Origin of the sequence: Dolichospermum sp. LEGE 00240, assembly GCF_015207875.1 — a bacterium.
GTDB classification, from domain to species: Bacteria; Cyanobacteriota; Cyanobacteriia; order Cyanobacteriales; family Nostocaceae; genus Dolichospermum; species Dolichospermum gracile.
In genome coordinates, this window is record NZ_JADEVZ010000124.1 from 1 (window position 1) to 8,041 (window position 8,041).

Here is an 8,041-nt window from a genome sequence, read left to right on the forward strand (position 1 = left end):
GGGAAACCCACCTATGGGCGGGGAAACCCCGCCCCTACAAGAGTGAATCTATGAGATTCATGATGCGGATAGCTGGTGCGGATATATCAAAAGTATCAGACTGTTCTGGCAGTTGATACTCTAATAATCCTTTTAAAGCAATAAGTTTAAAGCTACTTTCCACTTGCGCTTGGGCGATCGCTTCTGCTGCTGCCAAATACCCAATTGCTCCCAAATCCCCCAAGACAACGCGACGCATTTTTAAATCACCTGTGGCCAAAGTTTTCACTAATAACTCACCGTAAATAGAGTCTTGTGTCAGTTGGTACATGGCTCTCGCGGCGGAGCATTGCAATCGAGGAACGGAATGGTTGAGAAAAGGCTGCACAAGGGAAATAGCCTCAGTTGCACCCATAGCTCCTAAGGCTTCTAATACTGCTGTATAGGGCTGGGCAAGGTGGGGAAAACCAGGTACTTGTACGGCTTGGTCAACTCCCCCATCGAGCAGTTTGATCAGTGCTGGTAATGCGGTTTTATCCTGAAGCATAGCTAAAGATTGGGCTGCTGCTTCCCGGACATAAAAATCACTACATTCTAAACACTTAATCAAACCTGGTACAGCTTTTAGGTTGCCCAATTTACCAAGCGCCCTCGCGGCATTACGCCGTAAGGGATAACCACCCAGTTCGGTTCTGTCAGATTCATCCTCTAACGCCCTGATCAGTGCGTCTATGGCTTCTGGCTGACTGACCCGGAACTTACCCAACCACCAAGCAGCATAATAGCGGAGACTTAAATCTGATGATTGCAGGTTAGCGATCGCTATCTCTGGTGTGAGATTTGGGGCATTCTCTACAGAATATTCTTCTCCACTGGGTTCTATCATTGCCAGGGCGTGATGTTTATTCTGCTACTGTCAAAGTTTCAATTTTGACGATTTTGCCACCCAAGCGGCTAATCCGCTGCATTTCTTCATTCATGCGGCTGTAGGGTACGGTAATAAACACGCTACCACTGCGGCGAATGTCGAATTTATTTTTGTCGCTTTCTTCGTTTTGCTTTAAGCCGATAACTTCGTAACGAAATACGCGGCTTGCAGATGAGGAAACGCTACTAGCGCCAAGTGTGGTTTGACCGAACATTACTTCTATATCTCCTATGATGAGTTTTGTCGGTGAACAGCACCAGATCTTAGGTGGAAATTACGCTGACAATTTTGCCGCCAACTCGATGAATTTGCTGCATTTTGTCTAGGAGGCGCTCGTAAGGTACAATAAATACTGTGCTGCTACGGCGCACGCTGGGGTATCCTGGATTGCGGATGCCTGTAACTTCAACTCGGTAGGTACGATTTGATTCTCCTACGGCATTACCCAAGTTTTGCTTAGGAGCATTATCCGCCGATACACGGAAACCCCAGTTTTCATTACTGCCAGATGGTCCAACAACTGATGAGGTCTGATTACTAGCTAGTTCCCGCGCTAAACGAGATTTAGCACCTTCGACTTGAGCAGTATCGCTGTTGGCATAACCCCGGTATAAACGGAACATCCGAGTAAATCCGGCTGCATTTTGTCCTGTTTGGAAATCAAAACCACGATAGTAGGGAACAACACTTTCCCCAAAGCTGTTTTGATATTCTTCAGAATCAATGTAGGAGTCAATTTCCGCGTCGTAACCTTGGTTAATATATAAGTCTAAGTGGTAAGTTACTTCGGACTCATTGTATGGTGCGCGACCCAACAAATGTTTATAGTTGAGTTCAATTAACCGAGTTTGAAAACTGTTGTAGAAGAATTTAGCTTTGTAGAGTTCTGATTTAGCAACGCTGCGAACAAATTCACGGACGCTCAAGTTGCCATCGCGTAACAGTGATTCTGCACTGATTAAGCGATCTGATGCCAATATATAGTCATTTCCTAAAACGTGCCGATAAACAGCACGAATTACCGCTTCGACTTCTTCTCGGCTGGCGTTGGGGCGTAGCTCAACTCTGCGTGCGTCGCTAAAAGGCTCTGTCCCCAGTCTGGATGCTGCTGCTGTAATTGACATATTTTTCCCCTTTATTGTGCCGAATTTTGGCTGAATAAAGCTTGGTTAGTGGTCAGTGGTCAGTTGTCAGTGGGATTTACCTCTTGCCTCTTGACTCTTGACTCTTGTCTTTTTCTTTCACTAACAACTTAAATTACCTATCTGTACATAAAACTATGCCCGGAGCTAGATCCAATTGCTAGGTGAACCAGAGTGATCATGTATGGTCTTAACGCCACTCAATTCCCAGTCGGAATATTTTCCAACTTACGCAGTGACTCCCCATGAACGACTGGTGAACCCCTTTAGGGGTAAATCCATCTAACAATTGTATCCCTCTCCGGGCATGACGCTATCTAGCTAAGAGCGTTGATTGCGTAGTCAATGTAGGTGTTAGCTTCGTTAGCAGCTTGACCACTCAAACCATGATTAGCTTTGATAGATTTTAAAGCTTCTACGTACCAGCTAGGAGACAAGTCAAATGCAGCGTTAACTTCAGCTAAACCAGCAATCAAGAACTCGTCCAAAGGACCTGTACCACCAGCAACTAAGCTGTAGGTGATGATGCGGAGGTAGTGACCAACGTCACGAGCGCACTTAGCTTTACCACGAGGATCAAATGCGAATTGATTGCCTTGTGTAGAGGTGGTGTAAGGGAATTTGCTGTATACAGCGCTGGTAGCACCGTCAATCAACTTTTGAGCGTTAGCTGTTAAACCACGAGCAGCTTCCATGCTGGCAGCGGCACGAACTAGACGACCGTTAACTGCTTGTAATTCGGTGTTGCTTAAAAAGCGTCCTTGGGTATCAGCAGATGCGATTGCTTCGGTAATTGGTGTTTTCATTGGTGAAAATCTCCTAGATAGTTTCTTGCTTTTTTTGTATGGCTAGGCCATGCAGACTATGGGAAAAGCTCAATTCAGGTTCGAGCTAATTTGTAGTGAATTATTAAGCAACAGCAGCCGCAGCACGGTCGAAGTAGCTTGCTAATTCGGAAACCAAAGAACTGCAATCACCTTTGGTGATACCGTTAGGATCGTTAACAATAGCGATCGCTGCTTCTTTCATTTTGCCAACACCAACTGCTACAGAGCTACCAGGAGTACCCAAAGCTTGGTATGTTTCGCGCAAGCCGTTCAAGCAACGGTCATCAAGAACACTAGCGTCACCTGCGATCGCAGCGTAGGTAACATAGCGTAAAATGATTTCCATGTCACGCAAACAAGCAGCGTTACGACGGTTTGTGTAAGCATTACCACCGGGAGCAATCAATTGAGGCTGTTCTTCAAACAAAGAACGAGCAGCGTTGGTAACGATTGTGGAAGCGTTGCTTGTGATCCGGTTAACAGCATCTAAACGCTTGTTGCCAGAAGCTACAACTGCACTTAAAGCATCTAGTTGTTCGGTGCTGAGGAATTCGCCTCTAGCGTCGGCTTGGGAAACAACCTTGGAAAATACATCTAATGTCATGGACTCTAATCTCCTAAATTACTTAGTTGAGAGATGTCTAAATTAAAACTAATTTGGATTTGTTCACAACGGAGTCAAATCAAAGCGTCTCTCAGTTTGTCTTCTCATCTACTAGTTTACAGTTTACAAACCAGAAATTATGAGAGTCAAGGAGAATTTTATGAGAAACTGGCAAACTTGATGAATTGCCTGCTTTTTTCAACTTTCCTCTGTTGTTTAACCCCTACAGTTTATGTTTATACAATGCTATAGAGTCTTTATTCGTTACAAATTATGAATAAATGAGATCGTAACTTAAGATAAGGCTCAAATCCTTCCTGGATAAGGGGTGTAGCTGAGAAAAATCTTATATTTACGTTACACAAGTTTACATTTTTTGCAAAAAATCGCAATACTTGGCGGTTAAAGATTGTTTTAATTTTGCTGGAAACTCTTGATGTAATTACATTACAGCCTTTTTGTTTCCTGTAAAAGTTTTATGAGTTTTGTTAAGGAGTGTTAAATTTACATTTCTAAATATTTGGGAAATTTTCCTGTTTTTCCCCCCAGGGGGGATATAATTTTTCCCAAAGGTGGCATTCACAAAATGAGACTAAATGGCTATTTTTTCAAAAATTCTTAACAAATACCACTACGACGGCGCAGAACTTCCAGTAAAGTTGTTAAGCTGCGGGGAAGGGGTGCTGTGACTGCGACTAAATCGCCAGAAACGGGATGTTGTAACTGAAGTTTCCAAGCGTGTAATGCTTGTCCCGGCAAATTTACACCCAGGGAATGACCTGAACTATAAATGGGGTCGCCGACGATGGGATGACCCATTTTGGCGCTGTGGACGCGAATTTGATGGGTACGTCCTGTTTCTAGTTGGAAGTGAATTAAAGTGTAGTTGCCGAAGCGTTCCCTTACACACCAATGAGTGATAGCATTGCGTCCACCATCTTCTACGGCAAGAATAGCCATTTTTTTGCGATCTTGGGGATTGCGACCTATGGGTAGGTTGATGGTGCCGGTTTCTGTTTTGGGGACACCGTAAATTAAGCCTAAATATTCTCTTCTGGCGGTTTTTGCCTGTAGTTGCGCTTGGAGGTGCTGATAGGCTAGGTCTGTTTTGGCGATCGCAATTGCTCCTGTTGTATCTTTGTCTAAACGATGGACTATGCCTGGACGTTGCACGCCACCGATTCCTGGTAAGTTGGGACAGTGTGCCAATATGGCATTAACTAGAGTCCCGTCAGGATGTCCGGGTGCGGGGTGGACTACTAAACCTGCGGGTTTATTGAGAATGATAAGTTCGTCGTCTTCGTAGAGGATGTCTAAGGGAATATTCTCTGCGATTACTTCTAAAGGTTGGATTGTGGGAATTTCCAGGGTAATGCGATCGCCTGTTTTCAGGTTAATCTTTTTAGATGTGCAAATTTTGCCATTAACTTGAACATGACCCTGTTCTATTAACTGCTGGATGCGAGAACGGGATAAATCTGATAAGGCTTGGGATAAGTAGCGGTCTAGGCGATCGCTATTTTCGCTAACTTGGATATTATTAATTGCAGACACGATTAGATGTGGGGTGTTTTAAGAAACATTGAGATTCAAAATGTTCTAGGAGAACCTCTGTACTTGATTTTTTCATCTTATTTTAAGATACTTTTTTATTTCTCTAAAAAATCTATAGTAACCTAAAAGTAATAATTGAAAAATTATAATTCACAACCTTTGTAAAATCCAGTAATTAAATGATCATGAGAGAAAATTTTAATGATCAATCTCAGAATATGAACATAATTCCTATTAGTAGATATAGATTTTTTCAAAATATCCAGCCAATTAGCTTATTCAAAAAGATTACTAATAACTCTTTTACTGGTTGTTTGCAGGTATTTAGTGAGTCGGGTGCATGGTCAATATACATGGATCAGGGTAAGTTAATTTACGCTAGTTATTCAGAGGAAATGTTTGAACCTCTTTATCGCAATTTACAGAGATTAAGCCAACAAATTTCTACTCTGCCTTTAGGTATTAATGAACAGGTGCGGATGATATTTGAAAAAGATGTTGAAAATCAGTCAATTCCCAATCCAGATTATTTAGCAATTTGTTGGTTAGTTAATCAAAAATATCTCAGTCACTATCAGGCTGCTTTGTTGATTGAACAATTAGCTTTGGAGGTTTTAGAATCATTACTGAATTTAGAATATGGCAGTTATGAATTTGTTCCCCATACTTTTTTAGATAATCTTCCTAAATTTTGTCATTTGAATTTAAGAACTTTAGTAGAAAAATGTCAATCAGAGATTAAGGTTGATGTTCAGGAAAATTTGAATTTGGAAAATCATCATCAGTCCCCGTCACCTAGTACCTATCAAGAACAATTATCTAAAAGTAATTTTGATCAAGTTGATCCTCAACCACATATACAGCAGCCGATAAACTCAGAAGTTAAGGAGAGGAAGAAATATAGTATTTTGGGTGTGGACAATGATTATAGCATATTAAATGCTGTGGAAGATTTTTTAGATGAGCAAATATTTTCTGTGCTGAAATTTATGGATTCTTCCCAAGCTTTAATAGAGATTCTACGGGTACAGCCAGATATGATTTTATTAAATGTAGAAATGCCTAATTTAGATGGCTATGAAATTTGTTCCTTATTACGAAAACACTCGCATTATCAAAATATTCCTGTGATTTTGATGACTGAAAGAATGGGATTAAGAGATAGAGCAAAAGCTAAGTTGGTGAGAGCTAATGGTTATTTAGAAAAGCCTTTTTCCCAAGGAGATTTGCTGAAAATAATTTTTCATCATATTGTGTGAAAATTCAGAAATCAATTAAATACGATCCTGCCAATATTTTGGTTTTCGACTAGAGTGCATAATCGCTACAATTAGAATGTATTCATCTTCTATTTTATTTATATTAATTATTTTAGCATAACCACTCTAGGAGATAGAGTGTTACCTTAAAACCCACATTCCGCACCCCCCGGTGTCACAATCGGTTTTTTCTGATTTTTATCCCCATTTAATGTTGTATTTTGTACCAAAACCAAGAAATATTGGTAGGCGATAGCGAAGCGCTGCTGCAAGCAGTTCGCTAAAACCAAATCTCCAAACGACCAATTTTCGTTGTGTGACAGTTTAGGGTGCGGAAGGTAGGTTAAAATATCCCCCTGCTTTGTCATAAACCTAGCCTACAGGGGGTAAAGTCGGGATAGCTGCAATTTGGGACACATTGTAAATAAATGTTGCAGAAACTTTACTACATCAGCCCTCTTTTCATACTCTTTTTTCGGGCAAGGTATTGATTAAGATTTAGAATTCAAACCCATAAAAATGCAACAATCAGGTGTGACTGTTTGGTTTACTGGTTTAAGTGGAGCGGGTAAAACTACCATTTGTAGAGATGTAGAGCAAAAGCTTCTGGAACAGGGCGATAAAGTTGAAGTTCTTGATGGCGATATTGTCCGCCAGAACTTAACGAAGGGTTTAAGTTTCAGCAAGAAAGATAGAGACGAAAATATTCGTCGCATAGGTTTTGTTGCCCAATTATTGACTCGCAATGGTGTAATTGTTTTGGTTGCAGCCATTTCTCCCTACCGAGATATCCGTAATGAAGTTCGGCAGAAAATTGGTAATTTCATTGAGGTTTATGTCAATACTCCGTTAGATGTTTGTGAGCAACGAGATGTCAAGGGTTTATATAAAAAAGCTAGATCAGGGGAAATTAAAAACTTCACAGGAGTTAATGATCCCTATGAACCACCAATTGACCCAGAAGTTGAATGCAAAACAGATCATGAAAATCTAGATGAGAGTGTAAGCAAAGTTCTAAAGGCAATCCTTGAAGTTCGTAACAATTACCGAAGAGCCAAAATTATTGTCAATAATCATGCTTAAATAAGTATTAGCTCTGGAGAGGTTGAGTTTTTTGTATCTTACCGTCTATGACAAGATTTCCGTTCACTATCATCTTGAGGATATTGCCAAGAATATTTTCATCTTCAATCACTTCATATACTAAACGATGTTGAATATTAATCCGTCGTGAATATGCACCTTCTAAATCTCCTACTAACTTTTCATAAGGTGGAGGATTTTGAAACGGATTGACCTGAATAATATCAAGTAAACTTTGCGCTTTATCTATCTTCTAAGACAATCACAGCGTTATATTCTCCCATTGGCATATCTACAGGAGAATTGACTAATAATTTGCCATCATTTGTTATAGTTACTTTTATGTCTAGTGCTTTCATAGTTAACTCAGTTAGTGAATGCTCATGTTAATTATACCAAATCTGTCTGAATCAGGATGTCCAGGATTTGAGGATGTACAGGATGTTTTATTAAAATTAATCTACATTTTCAGAAATTGCATTTTGTCTGAATCAGGATGTTCAGGATTTGAGGATGGTCAAAAGTATTTTGTTTACAACCCACATTCCGCAGATGTGACCTAGATTATTGGGATTTTTGAAAAATTTCAGCCAGGAAAATTTTATCTACCTAATTTTCTGGTTGAGTTTAACTTTATTTGCCAAAAAATAGAACATATTAAGTAA

At 40.2% G+C, this 8,041-nt stretch carries 10 protein-coding genes; 2 read left to right on the forward strand and 8 right to left on the reverse strand.

What is annotated here, in order from left to right:
- Window positions 1-34 precede the first annotated feature (34 nt).
- The 6 genes from IQ226_RS23755 to IQ226_RS23780 form a co-directional block, all read right to left on the reverse strand.
- Window positions 35-865 (reverse strand): HEAT repeat domain-containing protein, encoded by an 831-nt coding sequence (locus tag IQ226_RS23755; RefSeq protein WP_193899497.1) that lies wholly within the window; start codon window positions 863-865, stop codon window positions 35-37.
- 16 nt (window positions 866-881) lie between these two features.
- Entirely contained in the window at window positions 882-1,121 is a 240-nt protein-coding gene (locus tag IQ226_RS23760) for a phycobilisome linker polypeptide (RefSeq protein WP_193899498.1), read from the reverse strand.
- Window positions 1,122-1,170: 49 nt separating this feature from the next.
- Complete coding sequence (locus tag IQ226_RS23765) at window positions 1,171-2,031, reverse strand: phycobilisome linker polypeptide (protein WP_193899500.1); 861 nt, start codon at window positions 2,029-2,031, stop codon at window positions 1,171-1,173.
- 335 nt (window positions 2,032-2,366) lie between these two features.
- Window positions 2,367-2,855 carry a phycocyanin subunit alpha gene (gene cpcA / locus IQ226_RS23770; RefSeq protein WP_193899502.1) on the reverse strand — a complete coding sequence of 163 codons (489 nt, stop codon included), beginning with the start codon at window positions 2,853-2,855 and terminating at the stop codon, window positions 2,367-2,369.
- 103 nt (window positions 2,856-2,958) lie between these two features.
- A complete protein-coding gene (locus IQ226_RS23775; protein ID WP_193899504.1) occupies window positions 2,959-3,480 on the reverse strand; it encodes a phycocyanin subunit beta in 522 nt (173 codons plus the stop codon).
- 618 nt (window positions 3,481-4,098) lie between these two features.
- The gene (locus IQ226_RS23780) at window positions 4,099-5,034 is read right to left on the reverse strand and encodes an RluA family pseudouridine synthase (RefSeq protein WP_193899506.1); all 936 of its coding nucleotides are present in this window, start codon (window positions 5,032-5,034) and stop codon (window positions 4,099-4,101) included.
- A 218-nt stretch (window positions 5,035-5,252) separates the two neighbouring features.
- Between IQ226_RS23780 and IQ226_RS23785 the strand changes: the two genes are divergently transcribed.
- Window positions 5,253-6,293: a response regulator gene (locus IQ226_RS23785; protein WP_193899509.1), complete on the forward strand. Its 1,041-nt coding sequence runs from the start codon at window positions 5,253-5,255 to the stop codon at window positions 6,291-6,293.
- 146 nt (window positions 6,294-6,439) lie between these two features.
- Here the strand turns inward: IQ226_RS23785 and IQ226_RS23790 are convergent, their stop codons facing one another.
- Entirely contained in the window at window positions 6,440-6,661 is a 222-nt protein-coding gene (locus IQ226_RS23790) for a hypothetical protein (RefSeq protein ID WP_193899508.1), read from the reverse strand.
- A 151-nt stretch (window positions 6,662-6,812) separates the two neighbouring features.
- Here IQ226_RS23790 and cysC point away from each other — a divergent pair, with 151 nt between their 5' ends.
- Window positions 6,813-7,376, forward strand: coding sequence for an adenylyl-sulfate kinase (gene cysC / locus IQ226_RS23795; protein WP_039200427.1), 564 nt, complete (start codon window positions 6,813-6,815; stop codon window positions 7,374-7,376).
- Between the two features lie 7 nt (window positions 7,377-7,383).
- Here cysC and IQ226_RS23800 read toward each other — a convergent pair whose 3' ends face one another.
- A complete protein-coding gene (locus IQ226_RS23800) occupies window positions 7,384-7,626 on the reverse strand; it encodes a Txe/YoeB family addiction module toxin (protein ID WP_193899511.1) in 243 nt (80 codons plus the stop codon).
- Window positions 7,627-8,041: the final 415 nt, after the last annotated feature.